Annotated in this window: 16 protein-coding genes; 11 read left to right on the top strand and 5 right to left on the bottom strand. The window is 61.7% G+C overall.

Annotated features, from left to right (window positions below; genetic code table 11):
* Positions 1–214 precede the first annotated feature (214 nt).
* Both rpmB and rpmG read left to right on the top strand, forming a co-directional pair.
* Positions 215–448 carry a 50S ribosomal protein L28 gene (rpmB, locus tag M2400_RS02220; RefSeq protein ID WP_003213263.1) on the top strand — a complete coding sequence of 78 codons (234 nt, stop codon included), beginning with the start codon at positions 215–217 and terminating at the stop codon, positions 446–448.
* 11 nt (positions 449–459) lie between these two features.
* Complete coding sequence (rpmG, locus tag M2400_RS02215; RefSeq protein WP_003176906.1) at positions 460–615, top strand: 50S ribosomal protein L33; 156 nt, start codon at positions 460–462, stop codon at positions 613–615.
* 71 nt (positions 616–686) lie between these two features.
* On the opposite strand, the gene M2400_RS02210 is transcribed toward rpmG, so the two are convergent.
* Complete coding sequence (locus M2400_RS02210) at positions 687–1,049, bottom strand: cupin domain-containing protein (RefSeq protein ID WP_177043720.1); 363 nt, start codon at positions 1,047–1,049, stop codon at positions 687–689.
* 230 nt (positions 1,050–1,279) lie between these two features.
* On the opposite strand from M2400_RS02210, the gene M2400_RS02205 reads away from it, so the two are divergent.
* Both M2400_RS02205 and M2400_RS02200 read left to right on the top strand, forming a co-directional pair.
* Positions 1,280–2,773, top strand: coding sequence for an aldehyde dehydrogenase (locus tag M2400_RS02205; protein WP_177043721.1), 1,494 nt, complete (start codon positions 1,280–1,282; stop codon positions 2,771–2,773).
* Between the two features lie 183 nt (positions 2,774–2,956).
* Positions 2,957–4,099: an MFS transporter gene (locus M2400_RS02200; protein ID WP_259195464.1), complete on the top strand. Its 1,143-nt coding sequence runs from the start codon at positions 2,957–2,959 to the stop codon at positions 4,097–4,099.
* Between the two features lie 124 nt (positions 4,100–4,223).
* Here M2400_RS02200 and M2400_RS02195 read toward each other — a convergent pair whose 3' ends face one another.
* A complete protein-coding gene (locus M2400_RS02195; protein ID WP_259195465.1) occupies positions 4,224–5,786 on the bottom strand; it encodes a phospholipase D family protein in 1,563 nt (520 codons plus the stop codon).
* Positions 5,787–5,848: 62 nt separating this feature from the next.
* Complete coding sequence (locus M2400_RS02190) at positions 5,849–7,273, bottom strand: PLP-dependent aminotransferase family protein (protein ID WP_177043724.1); 1,425 nt, start codon at positions 7,271–7,273, stop codon at positions 5,849–5,851.
* 165 nt (positions 7,274–7,438) lie between these two features.
* Here M2400_RS02190 and M2400_RS02185 point away from each other — a divergent pair, with 165 nt between their 5' ends.
* Complete coding sequence (locus M2400_RS02185; RefSeq protein ID WP_177079174.1) at positions 7,439–7,675, top strand: DUF1127 domain-containing protein; 237 nt, start codon at positions 7,439–7,441, stop codon at positions 7,673–7,675.
* A gap of 1 nt (position 7,676) precedes the next feature.
* Here M2400_RS02185 and M2400_RS02180 read toward each other — a convergent pair whose 3' ends face one another.
* A complete protein-coding gene (locus tag M2400_RS02180; protein WP_259195469.1) occupies positions 7,677–8,969 on the bottom strand; it encodes an FAD-binding oxidoreductase in 1,293 nt (430 codons plus the stop codon).
* 115 nt (positions 8,970–9,084) lie between these two features.
* On the opposite strand from M2400_RS02180, the gene M2400_RS02175 reads away from it, so the two are divergent.
* Positions 9,085–9,438 (top strand): YkgJ family cysteine cluster protein, encoded by a 354-nt coding sequence (locus M2400_RS02175; RefSeq protein WP_177112377.1) that lies wholly within the window; start codon positions 9,085–9,087, stop codon positions 9,436–9,438.
* A 3-nt stretch (positions 9,439–9,441) separates the two neighbouring features.
* Here M2400_RS02175 and M2400_RS02170 read toward each other — a convergent pair whose 3' ends face one another.
* Complete coding sequence (locus tag M2400_RS02170) at positions 9,442–9,930, bottom strand: Lrp/AsnC ligand binding domain-containing protein (protein WP_003206849.1); 489 nt, start codon at positions 9,928–9,930, stop codon at positions 9,442–9,444.
* A gap of 156 nt (positions 9,931–10,086) precedes the next feature.
* Between M2400_RS02170 and dadA the strand changes: the two genes are divergently transcribed.
* The 5 genes from dadA (at position 10,087) to M2400_RS02145 (ending at position 14,134) form a co-directional block, all read left to right on the top strand.
* Positions 10,087–11,388: a D-amino acid dehydrogenase gene (dadA, locus tag M2400_RS02165; protein ID WP_259195473.1), complete on the top strand. Its 1,302-nt coding sequence runs from the start codon at positions 10,087–10,089 to the stop codon at positions 11,386–11,388.
* On the top strand, positions 11,360–11,713 hold the full coding sequence (locus M2400_RS02160; RefSeq protein ID WP_046034864.1) for a RidA family protein: 354 nt from the start codon (positions 11,360–11,362) through the stop codon (positions 11,711–11,713). Before dadA ends, M2400_RS02160 begins: the two co-directional genes overlap by 29 nt.
* A gap of 80 nt (positions 11,714–11,793) precedes the next feature.
* Complete coding sequence (gene alr / locus M2400_RS02155) at positions 11,794–12,870, top strand: alanine racemase (RefSeq protein ID WP_177079177.1); 1,077 nt, start codon at positions 11,794–11,796, stop codon at positions 12,868–12,870.
* A gap of 116 nt (positions 12,871–12,986) precedes the next feature.
* Positions 12,987–13,535, top strand: coding sequence for a cupin domain-containing protein (locus M2400_RS02150; RefSeq protein ID WP_003208755.1), 549 nt, complete (start codon positions 12,987–12,989; stop codon positions 13,533–13,535).
* 182 nt (positions 13,536–13,717) lie between these two features.
* On the top strand, positions 13,718–14,134 hold the full coding sequence (locus tag M2400_RS02145; protein ID WP_003208757.1) for a cytochrome c5 family protein: 417 nt from the start codon (positions 13,718–13,720) through the stop codon (positions 14,132–14,134).
* The last annotated feature ends 74 nt before the right edge of the window (positions 14,135–14,208 follow it).

Raw genomic sequence — 14,208 nt, 5'->3', positions numbered from 1 at the left:
ATGGCCTGGATTTACGCGTGTAAAAACACACGGCCTGTTGTTGCACTGGGGTCTTTCTGGTATAAAGCAGCGCTCTTTTCTAGGGGCCCGGTTCCTTCGCTAGTAGGTGTAGCCGGTAAGACCCTAAAGAAACGCGGCGCCTGGCGCCAAATGACTGAGAGATTAAGCGGCCAACCCATGCCGGGTTGGGCATGTGGTTTTAGAGGGCTGAGGCATGTCGAGAGTCTGTCAAGTTACCGGTAAGGGTCCGGTGACTGGGAATAACATTTCCCACGCAAACAACAAAACCCGTCGTCGTTTCCTGCCAAACCTGCAGCATCATCGCTTTTGGGTTGAAGAAGAGAAACGTTTTGTCCGTCTGCGCGTATCTGCCAAAGGCATGCGTGTTATCGACAAGCGTGGCATCACTGTCGTGCTGGCCGAACTGCGCCGCGACGGCAAAATCTAAGGAGCTAAATCATGCGTGAATTGATTCGAATGATCTCTAGCGCCGGTACTGGTCACTTCTACACTACCGACAAGAACAAGCGTACTACCCCGGACAAGCTCGAAAAGAAAATGTTCGACCCGCGCGTTCGCAAGCACGTGATCTACAAAGAAGGCAAAATCAAGTAATTGGTTTTCTTTCTTGTGAAAAAAAGCCCGTATCTCACGATGCGGGCTTTTTTTTGTGCCTGAAGAATTGATCAGGCCTTTTCTTCGAACACCACGTAGATCTTGCGGCACGGCTCCAGCACTTCCCAGGTGCCGCTGAAACCGGCCGGGATGACGAAGCGGTCGCCGGCCCGCAAGGTCTTGGCGTTGCCATCGGCGTCACGCAATACAGAGACGCCCTGCACGATCTCGCAGTACTCATGCTCGGTGTAGTTGACCTTCCACTGCCCGACGTCACCCTCCCAGACCCCGGCGCTCATCTGGCCGCACGGACTGTTGTAGTGGTTGTAGACGGTTTGCTCGGGATCGCCCTTGAGGATTTTCTCCGCGGCCGGACGGTAGCGGTCAGGTTCGGTCCTGGCCTGGCTGAAGTCGACGATATTCTGGATGTTCATGGGCGTGTCCCGTCTGGCCTGCGGTTGGAGAGCTCAAAGTCTATGTTTATTAAAATGAACATCGCAAGGGCGTTTGCTGGCGTTATGTCAAATATATTGAAACATCCATCGTCGCTGGTTTAGGGTGGCAGCTGCCTTGAGCCGAACAGCTGGCTGGCCGGGCAAGAATTCTTCGAAGGTGCCTGGGTACATCGCCCGGCCCTTGTATTCAATAAGAGGAGGACACTCGCATGACCACCCTGACCCGTGCCGACTGGGAACAGCGCGCCAAGGATCTGAAGATCGAAGGCCGCGCCTACATCAATGGCGAATACACCGCCGCCGTTTCCGGCGACACGTTCGAATGCCTCAGCCCGGTCGATGGCCGCCTGCTGACAACCGTTGCCAGCTGTGACGTCGCCGACGCCCAGCGTGCCGTAGAAAACGCCCGCGCCACGTTCAATTCCGGTGCCTGGTCGCGCCTGGCGCCGGCCAAGCGCAAAGCCACCATGATCCGTTTCGCCGGCTTGCTCAAGGCCAACGCCGAAGAGCTGGCCCTGCTTGAAACCCTGGACATGGGCAAGCCAATCAGCGATTCCCTGTACATCGACGTTCCCGGCGCGGCGCAAGCCCTGAGCTGGAGCGGCGAGGCCATCGACAAGATCTACGACGAAGTCGCAGCCACCCCCCACGACCAACTGGGCCTGGTGACTCGTGAGCCAGTCGGTGTTGTCGCGGCCATCGTGCCGTGGAACTTCCCGCTGATGATGGCCTGCTGGAAACTCGGGCCGGCGCTGTCCACCGGTAACTCGGTGATCCTCAAGCCGTCTGAAAAGTCGCCGCTGACCGCCATCCGTATCGCTGCCCTGGCCGTTGAAGCCGGGATCCCGAAAGGCGTGTTCAACGTGCTGCCGGGTTATGGCCACACCGTGGGCAACGCCTTGGCGCTGCACATGGACGTCGACACCCTGGTGTTCACCGGCTCCACCAAGATCGCCAAGCAACTGCTGATTCGCTCCGGCGAGTCGAACATGAAGCGCGTCTGGCTGGAAGCTGGCGGCAAGAGCCCGAACATCGTGTTTGCCGATGCCCCGGACCTGCAAGCCGCCGCCGAATCCGCGGCCGGCGCCATCGCCTTCAACCAGGGCGAAGTGTGCACCGCGGGTTCGCGCCTGCTGGTAGAGCGCTCCATCAAGGATAAATTCCTGCCGCTGGTGATCGAGGCCCTCAAGGCCTGGAAGCCGGGCAACCCGCTGGACCCGGCCACCACGGTCGGAGCACTGGTGGACACCCAGCAGATGAACACCGTGCTGTCGTACATCGAGGCCGGGCACGCCGATGGAGCCAAGCTGGTGGCCGGTGGCAAGCGCACGTTGCAGGAAAGCGGCGGTACCTATGTCGAGCCGACGATTTTCGACGGCGTGACCAACGCCATGAAGATCGCCCAGGAAGAAATCTTCGGCCCGGTACTGTCGGTGATTGCCTTCGACAGCGTGGAAGAAGCCATCGCGATCGCCAACGATACCCAATACGGCCTGGCCGCTGCGGTGTGGACGTCGAACATCTCCAAGGCGCACCTCACCGCCAAGGCACTCCGTGCCGGTAGCGTGTGGGTCAACCAGTACGATGGCGGCGACATGACCGCGCCGTTTGGTGGCTTCAAGCAGTCGGGTAACGGCCGCGACAAGTCGCTGCACGCGTTCGACAAGTACACCGAGCTGAAGGCGACCTGGATCAAGCTGTAAGTAACACTCGCAATCCCCTGTAGGAGCGAGCTTGTGTGGGAGCTGGCTTGCCTGCGATAGCATCACCGTGGTGTGACTGACACACCTCGGTGCCTGCATCGCGGGCAAGCCCGGCTCTCACATGGGTAAGCTCCTACAGTTCGTTTGCAGCCCTGAAAAATAATGATCCACAGGAGCGTGGAAATGCGTTGGGCGACCTATTTCGCCGTGCTGGCGTCGGTCTTGAGCGTGGGCCTGGCCCTGGGCGTGAGCATGCCACTGGTGTCCCTGCGTCTGGAAAGCTGGGGCTACGGCAGCTTCGCCATCGGTGTGATGGCCGCGATGCCGGCCTTCGGTGTGCTGCTCGGCGCCAAGGTCTCCAGCGGCCTGGCCTCGCGCCTGGGCACGGCGAACCTGATGCGCCTGTGCCTGTGGGGCGGGGCGATTTCCATCGGTTTGCTGGCAGTATTGCCCAGCTACCCGGTGTGGCTGGTGCTGCGGCTGATGATCGGGGTGATCCTGACCATCGTGTTTATCCTCGGCGAAAGCTGGATCAACCAACTGGTGATCGAACGCTGGCGCGGCCGTCTGGTGGCGCTGTATGGCTGCAGCTATGCCTTGAGCCAGCTGTCGGGCCCGTTGCTGCTGGGCGCGCTGGGCACCGATAACGACATTGGCTTCTGGGTGGGCGTCGGCCTGCTGACGTTCTCGCCGATCCTGCTGCTGGGCCGCTCCGGCGCGCCCACCGCCGAGTCCTTCAGCGTGACCTTCGGCGACCTGCTGCGCTTCTGCCAGGGCTTGCCGGCGATTGCCTGGGCGGTGGCGTTATTCGCCGCATTTGAGGCAATGATTCTTACGCTGTTGCCGGTGTATTGCCTGCAGCAGGGCTTCACCGCCGAGATCGCCCTGGCGATGGTCAGCACCGTGGTGGTCGGTGATGCGTTGCTGCAGCTGCCGATTGGCGCATTGGCGGATTACCTGCCTCGACGCACGCTGTTTCTCGGCTGTGCGCTGATGCTGCTGGCGACGAGCCTGGCGATTCCGCTGTTGCTCGAAACGCTGATGATCTGGCCGGTGTGGGTGCTGTTCGGCGCCAGCGCCGGCGGGTTGTTCACCCTGTCGCTGATCCTGATTGGCGAGCGCTACCGCGACGACGCGCTGGTGCGCGCCAATGCCCACATCGCGCAGCTGTGGGGCATTGGCTGCCTGATCGGGCCGTTGGTGGCGGGTGCCGGCAGCCAGTGGATCAGCGGGCATGCCTTGCCGCTGCTGATGGCGGCGGGAGCGTTGGGGTTGGTGGTTCTGCTGCTTCGCCAAGGAGCATTCGGGGCTGTGCAGCCAGCCTGAACTTGAAATGCGATCACCTGTGGGAGCCGGGCTTGCCCGCGATAGCGGAGTGTCAGCACCGGATACGTAAACTGACACTCCGCCATCGCAGGCAAGCCAGCTCCCACAAGGCTCTGTGCTGTTCTTAAAGCATGCGTTCCAGCCCGACGGATGTGGCGAACCAGGCATTGAACCGGCGCCACCAACTGCCCGGTTCGCGGGTCAGGGTGTGCAGTTGGCCGTTGTCTTCGGTCACCCATACCACCTGGCCATCCTGCAGCTTCGCCTCGTAGCTGAGGGCCGGCGCCATACCTTCCAGTGCCAGGTTGCGCGCGTGCTCCGCCAGTTCCGGGCTGTCCACCAGCACTCCGACTTCGGTGTTCCACAGCACCGACCGCGGGTCAAAGTTGAATGAGCCGATGAAGGATTTCTCCCGGTCAAAGATGATCGCCTTGCTGTGCAGGCTGGAATCCGAGCCGTGGAAGGTGCCTTTGCGGAACAGATGCGGGCCACTGCCGCCGCCGTCTCCGGGCTGGCGGCGCAACTCGTACAGCTTTACCCCGTGTTCCAGCAGCGCCTTGCGATAGGGCGCATAGCCGCCGTGCACCGCAGGCACGTCGGTGGCTTCCAGGGAGTTGGTCAGCAGGCTCACCGACACCCCGGCATCCGCACGACCCGTCAGGTACACCAGGCCAGGCTGCCCCGGTACGAAATAAGCCGAGATCATCATCAGCTCATGGCTGACACCTTCCAGCTCCGGCGCCAGTTGGGTGGTCAACAGCAGCCGTGGATCCGGGTCGGCCTTGGCCAGCACTTTGCTCGGCGCGTCCCACAGCGCCTGGTTCCAGGCCCAGATCAGCTCGCGGCGCCAGATGTCCATGCGCGGCTGGGTCTTGTAGGTGCGCAGGCGGTTATACAGCGCATGATTCTGCTGGCGTGACTGCGCAAGGGACTCCTCCAGGCGTACGCGAGCGCTGGCCAGGTCGCCTTTGGAGGCGCTGCTGACGAAGTCGCCGATGGGCTTGCTCAGCGCACTGTTCCAGTACTGATCGAAGCTGTGGCCCAGTTGCTCGGCCACCGGGCCCACGCTGAGCATGTCGATATCGGTGAAGTTGAGGTTGGGTTCGGCATCGAAATACTCATCCCCCAGGTTGCGCCCGCCGACGATGGCCACACTGTTGTCCGCCAGCCACAGCTTGTTGTGCATGCGCCGGTGTTGCAGCGAGAGGTCGAACAGCCGCGCCATGGCCCGCGTCACGCCTGTGCTGCGGCCCAGGTGCAGCGGGTTGAACAGGCGGATCTGGATCTGCGGGTGGGCGGCGAGGGTGGCGATGATCTGGTCCAGGCCGTCGCTGGTGGTGTCGTCCAGCAGGATGCGCACGCGCACGCCACGGTCGGCGGCCTTGAGCAGCTCATCCACGAGCATGCGGGTGCTGATACCGTCGTGGACGATGTAGTACTGCAGGTCGAGGCTGGTCTGGGCGTTGCGGATCAGTTCGGCACGGGCCATGAAGGCTTCGCTGCTGTTGGGCAGCAGGCGGAACCCGGAGCGGCCTTTGTATGGCGCGGCCTGGGCCTGGATCGAGCGGCCGAATGACGACTCACTGGCTGGCAGCGCCTCGCTGGGTGTGCGCGGCGTATCAATTGTGGCGCAGCCGCCCAGCGCCAGGATGCCCAGCAGGAAAAACGGTAAGAGCCGTTGGGTCATCAATGACATGGGTTCCGTATCAGCGCAGTTGTCGGCATATGACGGCTATTTCCCGAGAAAGGTCAGTCCACTGTTTCGGCCAGCATCCTGATGGCAGTTGCACCGACCTTGCGCACAGCCTCTTCGATTTGTGGCGTTGGCTTGGCAGCGTAGTTCATGCGCAGGCAGTTCCTGTACTTGCCGGACGCGGAAAAGATGCTTCCCACAGCAATCTGTACACCTTCATCCACCAATACCCGGTTGAGCTTCAAGGTGTCGAAGCCTTCGGGCAACTCCACCCACAGCATGAAGCTGCCCTGGGGACGGCTGGCACGGGTGCCCGCCGGGAAGTAGCGGCTGACCCAATCGAGCATCAAGTCGCGATTACGCTGGTATTGGGTACGCATCCGCCGCAAATGCGGTTCGAAATGCCCGTTCTTGAGGAATTCGGCAATGGCGATCTGCGGCTGGGTCGCGGTAGAACCGGTGCTGATGTATTTCATGTGTAGCACGCGCTCCAGGTAACGACCGGGTGCAACCCAGCCGATCCGCAGCCCGGGCGCCAGGGTTTTCGAGAAGGAGCTGCACAGTACGACGCGGCCATCTTCGTCGAAGGATTTTATGGTGCGTGGACGCGGGTAGCTGTAGGCCAATTCTCCATACACATCGTCTTCGATGATGGCCACGTCAAAACGCTGGGCCAGGGTCAGCAGAGCGCGTTTACGCGACTCCGGCATGATGTAGCCCAGCGGGTTGTTGCAGTTGGGGGTCAGCTGGATGACCTTGATCGGCCACTGTTCCAGGGCCAGCTCCAGCGCGTCCAGGCTGATGCCGGTGAGCGGGTCGGTGGGGATTTCCAGGGCCTTCATGCCCAGGCCCTTCAGGGTTTGCATGGCGCCGTGGAAGCTTGGCGAGTCGACGGCAACGATGTCGCCGGGCTCGCAAATCGCGTGGATGCTGGCGGACAGCGCCTCGTGGCAGCCGGTGGTGATCACCAGGTCCTGGGGCGTCAGTTGGCAGCCTGAATCGAGCATCTGGCGGGCAATCTGTTCGCGCAGGTCCAGGTTGCCGTGGATGGTGTCGTAATACAGCCCCGGCATGTCCTGGCGTCGACTGATCCGCGCCAGGCTGCGCAGCAAGGGTTTCATGGTTGGCGACAATACATCCGGCATGCCACGGCCCAACTGTATGGTGTCTTTGCGTGGCACTGCGCGGATCAGCTCCAGCACCTGGTCCCACTGGGAAATCTCCACCGGGCGCTGGGCCGGGCGGCCTACGGCGGGCAGGGCCGGCAAGTCGCGGCCTACTGGCACGAAGTAGCCGGACTTGGGCTTGGGCATCGCCAGGCCGTTGTCTTCCAGCACACGATAGGCCTGCTGCACGGTGCTCAGGCTGACCCCGTGCTCCACACTCAAGGCCCGCACCGACGGCAATCGATCCCCCGGGCGATAGAAGCCCTGCTCGATGCGCGTGCCCAACAGTTCGGCGAGGTTGACGTATAGCGTCATGGCGATACTTCCTGGTGACCAGTACAGATAGCCTGAAAATACAGGATTCAGCCGCAGAGAGGCAGGTTCTGTATGGATTTAATACTAGGTGGTTGAATCTGTCATGGTTTCGCCCACCGGCTCATCCTACGGACTCATGGCAATGCGTAAATGAGGGGCAGGAAAATGAGCGGTTTGAGCGATGTACGGTTGGCGTTACACAGTCAGGAACTGGAAGCCGGGCAGGAGCGGCGCATGGTGGCGCGCACCGCGGCCTGCGCATTCAGTTCATGGGCGCTGTTCTGGCACCGCATACACACGCGCAAGACCTTGCTGGAACTGACCCCGGAGCAACTGCGTGACGTGGGCCTGAGCGCCGAACAGGCACGCCGGGAAGGGTTGAAACCCTTCTGGCGCGGTTGATTCAGACCAGCTCTTTCAACCGGTGCCAGAGCATTCCCAAGGCCAACAGCGGCGAGCGCAAGTGCTTGCCGCCCGGGAAGGTGATGTGCGGCACCTTGGCAAACAGATCAAACCGCCCGCTTTGCTGGCCGCTGATAGCTTCTCCCAGCAGCCTGCCTGCCAGGTGTGTGGCATTGAGGCCGTGGCCGGCATAGGCCTGGGCGAAATATACGTTGGGCTGGTCGGCCAGGCGGCCAATCTGCGGCAGGCGGTTGGCACCGATGCCGATCATGCCGCCCCACTGGTAATCAATGTTCACGTTGGCCAGCTGTGGGAACACCTGCAGCATTTTCGGACGCATATAGGCGCCGATGTCCTTCGGATCCCGTCCGGAATAATGGCAGGCACCGCCGAACAGCAAGCGTCGGTCGGCTGACAGCCGGAAGTAGTCCACCGTCACCCGCTGGTCACACACCGCCATGTTTTGCGGCAGCAACTCGGCTGCCTGGGCTTCGCTCAACGGCTCGGTGGCGATGATGTAGCTGCCGGCAGGCAGCACCTTGCCGCTCAAATGCGGGTTGAGGCCGTTCAGATAGGCGTTGCAGCCCAGCACCAGGGTCTTGGCGCGCACGTTGCCTTGGGCGGTGTGCACGTTGACCTCGGGGCCGTAATCAATGCGCACCGCCGCGGAATGCTCGAACAACTTCACGCCCAGCTGCTGTGCCGCAGCCGCCTCGCCGAGGGCCAGGTTCAGCGGGTGCAGGTGGCCGGAACCCATGTCGATCATGCCGCCCACATAGCGGTTGGAGCCAATCACGCTGCGCATCTCGCTGGCTTGCAGCAGGCGCACTTCATGGCGATAGCCGAGGCCTTGCAGCTCTTCGGCGTCGGCGGCCAGGTGTTCAAGGTCGCGGGGCTTGTTGGCCAGGTCGCAGTAGCCCCAGGTCAGGTCGCAGGCGATCTGCGAGCGCTCGACTCGCTGGCGCACGATTTCCACGGCTTCCAGGCCCATCAGTTTCATCTGGCGCACGCCATCGGTGCCGATGACGTTGGTGAATTGATCCAGGCCATGGCCTACGCCGCGAATCAACTGCCCGCCGTTGCGCCCGCTGGCGCCCCAGGCGATTTTGCGGGCCTCCAGCAGGACCACGCTGAGGCCCCGCTCGGCCAGTTCCAGAGCGGTATTCAGCCCCGAAAAGCCGCCGCCGACCACGCACACATCGGCCACGATTTCACCTGTCAGCACCGGATAATCGGGCTGCGGGAAACTGCTGGCTGCGTAGTAGGAATTGGCGTGCCGGGCGCTGGCGGTCATGGGGAGCATCCCTGTTTGGAAAATTTGACGCAGGATACAGCGGTCGGGCGAAGCTGTCTCACCGGGGGCTTTTAGGGCAGAATCCACGCCTATTCGCCGTTCGGTCCCTGTGTCGATGAGTTGCAACAGTCAGAAAGTCAACGCGCTGCGCCGCCAGATTCCCTCGTTCGAGTGCGTCCCGGGTTGCCATGACTGCTGTGGGCCGGTGACCACTTCCACTGAGGAAATGTCGCGCCTGCCGCGCAAGACCGCCGCCGAGCAGGAAGCGGCGATGGACGAACTCAACTGCGTGCACCTGGGCCCCAATGGCTGCACGGTGTACGACGAGCGCCCGCTGATTTGCCGGCTGTTCGGCACTACGCCAACCTTGCCATGCCCCAATGGCCGCCGCCCGGTGGAGTTGATTCATCCCCGGGTGGAGAAGCAGATTCATGAGTACATGGCGAGCACGCGGCAAGTGCTGGTCTAGCGCTTAGTCCGGGATCGGCAGGTTCAAGCTCTCCTTCACCTCTTCCATCACGATATAGCTCTTGGACTCCCGCACATGGGGCAGCTTGAGCAGGATATCGCCGAGCAATTTGCGGTACGACGCCATCTCTGAAATCCGCGCTTTCACCAGATAGTCGAAGTCCCCGGACACGAGGTGACACTCCAGTACATGGGGCAGCTTCAGCACGGCGCGTCGGAATTCTTCAAAGGTGTCGCCAGACTTGTAGTCGAGGCTGATCTCGACAAACACCAGCAAACTGCCCTTCAAATGCTGCGGATTGAGCCGGGCGTTGTAGCCCATGATGATCCCTTCGCGCTCCAGGCGCCGGACCCGCTCGGTGCACGGCGTGGTCGACAGGCCAACCTTTTCCCCCAGCTCAGTAAACGAAATCCGCCCGTCTGCCTGCAGGATGCGCAGGATGTTGCGGTCGATCTTGTCCAGCTCCCGCTTGGTCTGAGTGTTGGTCCGCATAGGGGATGCTCCTCCGTGAAAAGGGTTTTTGCCGAGAATTGTCGCCAAATATAGGCAGTTATATAGTGAAATGCACTGGCGATTGCTTTTTATACTGCCCACATCTTTGTGCTGAACAACAAACGTCAGCGGTCAAGCCGTGATGAGGGAATAAAAATGCGCGTTCTGGTCTTGGGTAGCGGTGTCATTGGCGTGGCCAGTGCCTACTATTTGGCACGAGCTGGTTTTGAAGTGGTCGTGGTCGACCGTCAGCCGGCCGTGGCCATGGAGACCAGTTTTGCCAACGCCGGGCAGATCTCGCCGGGCTACGCCTCGCCATGGGCCGCACCGGGGGTGCCGCTCAAGGCCATCAAGTGGCTGCTGGAGCGCCATGCGCCTCTGGCGATCAAGGCCACTGCCGACATCGACCAATACCTGTGGATGGCGCAGATGCTGCGCAACTGCACCGCCAGCCGGTATGCGGTGAACAAGGAGCGCATGGTGCGCCTGTCCGAGTACAGCCGTGACTGCATCGACGAACTGCGCGCCGAGACCGGCATTGCCTACGAAGGCCGTACCCTGGGGACTACCCAGCTGTTCCGCACCCAGGCCCAGCTGGATGGTGCTGCCAAAGACATCGCGGTACTGAAAGAGTCTGGCGTGCCCTACGAGCTGCTGGACCGCGCCGGCATTGCCCGCGTCGAACCGGCCCTGGCCAGCGTCACCGATATCCTCGCCGGTGCGCTGCGCCTGCCGAACGACCAGACCGGCGACTGTCAGATGTTTACCACCCGCCTTGCCGACATGTGCAAGCAACTGGGTGTCGAATTCCGATTTGAGCAAGATATCCAGCGCCTGGACTACGCCGGTGACCGCATCAACGGCGTGTGGATCGACGGCAAGCTGGAAACCGCCGACCGCTACGTGCTGGCTCTCGGCAGCTACTCGCCGAAGCTGCTCAAGCCGCTGGGGATCAAGGCGCCGGTGTACCCTCTCAAGGGCTACTCGATGACCGTGCCGATCACCAATGCGGCGATGGCCCCGACCTCGACCATTCTCGATGAGACCTACAAGGTCGCAATCACCCGTTTCGACAACCGCATCCGCGTCGGTGGCATGGCTGAAATAGGCGGTTTTGACCTGTCGCTGAACCCGCGCCGGCGGGAAACCCTGGAGATGATCGTCAACGACCTTTATCCTCAGGGCGGTGATTTGAGCCAGGCCAGTTTCTGGACCGGCCTGCGCCCGACCACCCCGGACGGCACGCCGATCGTGGGGGCCACCCCGTTCAAAAACCTGTTCCTGAACACCGGCCACGGCACCCTCGGCTGGACCATGGCCTGTGGCTCTGGTCGTTTGCTGGCCGACCTGATGGCGAAGAAAACGCCGCAGATCAGTGCCGAAGGCCTCGATATTTCCCGTTACGGCAACCACCAGGAGTCCGCAAAACATGTCAATCCAGCGCCAGCTCACCAATGAGCGCATGAGCCAGATCGTTGTCCACAGCGGTACCGTGTATCTGGCGGGGCAAGTCGGCGACGACATGAGCGCCGGGATTGAACAGCAGACCCGCGAAACCCTGGTCAATATCGAGCGTTTGCTGGACCTGGCCGGTACCGACAAGAGCAAGTTGCTGTCGGTGACCATCTACCTGAAAGACATCGACGCGGACTTCGCCGGGATGAACGCGGTATGGGACAAGTGGCTGCCAAAAGGCGTCGCGCCGGCCCGTGCCACGGTTGAAGCGAAACTCTGCGAACCGGAAATCCTGGTTGAGCTGTCTGTTGTGGCCGCTCTGCCTTAAGCAAAAAATCCTCTCCCGGTGCCTGCGTTGTCAGCGGGTACCGGTTTTTTCTTCCCACTGCCGCCTAGAAGCCCGCCGCCATGCGTCCTGCCCGTGCCCTGATCGACCTCCAAGCCCTGCGCCATAACTACCAACTGGCCCGTGAAGTCACGGCCGGAGCGAAAGCCCTCGCCGTGATCAAGGCCGATGCCTACGGGCATGGTGCCGTGCGTGTTGCCCAGGCGCTGGAAGCCGAGGCGGACGGGTTTGCGGTGGCGTGCATCGAGGAAGCGTTGGAGCTGCGGGCCGCCGGGATTCGCGGGCCGGTGCTGTTGCTCGAAGGGTTTTTCGAAGCCGACGAACTGCCGCTGATCGTCGAGCATGATTTGTGGTGCGTGGTGCATTCGCTGTGGCAACTGGACGCGATTGAACAGGCGCCCCTCAGCAAACCGCTGACCGTCTGGCTCAAGCTCGATTCCGGCATGCACCGTGTTGGCTTGCACCCCAAGGACTATCACGACGCCTACCAGCGCCTGCTGGCCAGCGGCAAGGTCGCGAAGATCGTGCTGATGAGCCACTTCGCCCGTGCCGACGAGCTGGACAGCACCAGCAGCGACGAACAAGTGGCGGTGTTTGAAGCGGCGCGCCAGGGCTTGTCGGCTCAGGTCAGCCTGCGCAATTCGCCGTCGGTGCTGGGCTGGCCGAACGTTTCCAGCGACTGGGTACGCCCGGGCATCATGCTCTACGGCGCCACGCCGTTTGGCGAAGACCAGGCCATCGCCGCGCGTTTGCAGCCGGTGATGACCCTGGAATCGAAAGTCATCTGCGTACGTGAACTGCCGGCCGGCGAGCCGGTGGGTTACGGCGCGAAGTTCATCACCCCGAAGCCGATGCGCATCGGCGTGGTTGCCATGGGTTACGCCGATGGCTACCCGCGTCACGCCCCGACCGGCACGCCGGTGCTGGTGGCCGGCCAGCGCAGCCAGTTGCTGGGCCGGGTGTCGATGGACATGCTGTGTATCGACCTGACGGACGTGCCCCAGGCCGGGCTCGGTTCCACCGTCGAATTGTGGGGCAAAAACATCCTCGCCAGTGACGTCGCCACCGCCGCCGACACCATTCCCTACCAGATATTCTGCAACCTGCGCCGGGTGCCACGGCTCTATTCCGGCGCTTGAGCGGCACCCACGAATGGCAGATCCCGGGATTTAGGCCAAAGTGTTGTAAATACTGAACGCTGTCGCCATGATAACGCTCAATTACAACAACGCCTGAATCCTAGGAGGCTCCTGCATTGGACGTCGGCGAACGACTGCAATCCATCCGTAAACTGAAAGGTCTTTCCCAGCGTGAGCTTGCCAAGCGCGCGGGCGTCACCAACAGCACCATTTCGATGATCGAAAAAAACAGTGTCAGCCCCTCCATCAGCTCCTTGCGCAAGGTGCTGGGCGGCATCCCCATGTCGATGGTGGAGTTCTTTTCCGAGGAGATCCTCCAGGAAAAACCGACCCAGATCGTCTATAAAGCCAATGAGCTGATCGACATCTCCGACGGCGCCGTCACCATGAAACTGGTGGGCCGCGCGCATCCGAGCCGTGCGATTGCGTTCCTCAACGAGATCTACCCGCCAGGTGCTGATACCGGCGAAGAGATGCTCACCCATGAGGGCGAGGAAACCGGGATCCTGGTGGAAGGTCGCCTGGAGCTGGTGGTGGGCCTTGAAACTTTTGTGCTCGAAGCCGGCGATAGCTACTACTTTGAAAGCACCAAGCCGCATCGTTTTCGCAATCCGTTCGAAGTGCCGGCGCGACTAATCAGCGCAGCCACACCCGCGAACTTTTAAGAAAAGAGGCGTCCTGCCTACGTCGCAGAGACTCCCGTAGCAGCATTCCGCCATGCTGAATCTCCCCTTGGTTAATAGGGTTGTTTCGGCGGGGCGGGCTAACCGTTATACTTTCGCCGCCTGCGAAACCGTGGCCGCAGGCGTGAATAGCCACCATTGAGGGTGAACGCGTGAACCTAATTATGAAAATGCTGGCTGCACCAGCAACCGTACTGGCCCTATGGGCCGTCAGCGCTCAAGCTGCGACCAATGATGAAATTGCCAAACGCCTGGAGCCTGTCGGCCAGGTGTGTGTCCAGGGGCAAGAGTGCAAGGGGATGGAAGTCGCCGTGGCCGCGGGCGGCGGCGGTGGCGCGAAATCGCCGGATGACGTGATCGCCAAACACTGCAACGCTTGCCACGGTACCGGCCTGTTGGGCGCACCGAAAATCGGTGATACCGCCGCCTGGAAAGACCGCGCAGACCACCAGGGTGGCCTCGACGGCCTGCTGGCCAAGGCCATCACCGGCCTGAACGCCATGCCGCCAAAAGGCACCTGTGCCGATTGCTCGGATGCCGAGCTCAAAGGCGCGATCGAGAAGATGTCGGGTCTGAAATAAACCGATCTTCGCCAAAAAAGCCGCTGACCAGCGGCTTTTTTGTGCCCGCGATTTACCTTTTGAGGCTGTTCTTT

This window comes from Pseudomonas sp. BIGb0558, assembly GCF_024807515.1.
Taxonomy (GTDB): Bacteria; Pseudomonadota; Gammaproteobacteria; order Pseudomonadales; family Pseudomonadaceae; genus Aquipseudomonas; species Aquipseudomonas yamanorum_A.
The sequence above is the reverse complement of the archived record's forward strand: the minus strand, read 5'-3'. Positions and strand labels throughout refer to the sequence as shown.

Coding starts and splice junctions, on each gene's coding strand:
- M2400_RS02170 (WP_003206849.1), bottom strand. CDS start 9,930: ATGCGGACCAACACTCAGACCAAGCGGGAGCTGGACAAGATCGACCGC.
- M2400_RS02200 (WP_259195464.1), top strand. CDS start 2,957: ATGCGTTGGGCGACCTATTTCGCCGTGCTGGCGTCGGTCTTGAGCGTG.
- M2400_RS02190 (WP_177043724.1), bottom strand. CDS start 7,273: ATGACGCTATACGTCAACCTCGCCGAACTGTTGGGCACGCGCATCGAG.
- M2400_RS02185 (WP_177079174.1), top strand. CDS start 7,439: ATGAGCGGTTTGAGCGATGTACGGTTGGCGTTACACAGTCAGGAACTG.
- M2400_RS02175 (WP_177112377.1), top strand. CDS start 9,085: ATGAGTTGCAACAGTCAGAAAGTCAACGCGCTGCGCCGCCAGATTCCC.
- dadA (WP_259195473.1), top strand. CDS start 10,087: ATGCGCGTTCTGGTCTTGGGTAGCGGTGTCATTGGCGTGGCCAGTGCC.
- M2400_RS02180 (WP_259195469.1), bottom strand. CDS start 8,969: ATGACCGCCAGCGCCCGGCACGCCAATTCCTACTACGCAGCCAGCAGT.
- alr (WP_177079177.1), top strand. CDS start 11,794: ATGCGTCCTGCCCGTGCCCTGATCGACCTCCAAGCCCTGCGCCATAAC.
- rpmB (WP_003213263.1), top strand. CDS start 215: ATGTCGAGAGTCTGTCAAGTTACCGGTAAGGGTCCGGTGACTGGGAAT.
- M2400_RS02145 (WP_003208757.1), top strand. CDS start 13,718: ATGAAAATGCTGGCTGCACCAGCAACCGTACTGGCCCTATGGGCCGTC.
- M2400_RS02210 (WP_177043720.1), bottom strand. CDS start 1,049: ATGAACATCCAGAATATCGTCGACTTCAGCCAGGCCAGGACCGAACCT.
- rpmG (WP_003176906.1), top strand. CDS start 460: ATGCGTGAATTGATTCGAATGATCTCTAGCGCCGGTACTGGTCACTTC.
- M2400_RS02205 (WP_177043721.1), top strand. CDS start 1,280: ATGACCACCCTGACCCGTGCCGACTGGGAACAGCGCGCCAAGGATCTG.
- M2400_RS02160 (WP_046034864.1), top strand. CDS start 11,360: ATGTCAATCCAGCGCCAGCTCACCAATGAGCGCATGAGCCAGATCGTT.
- M2400_RS02195 (WP_259195465.1), bottom strand. CDS start 5,786: ATGACCCAACGGCTCTTACCGTTTTTCCTGCTGGGCATCCTGGCGCTG.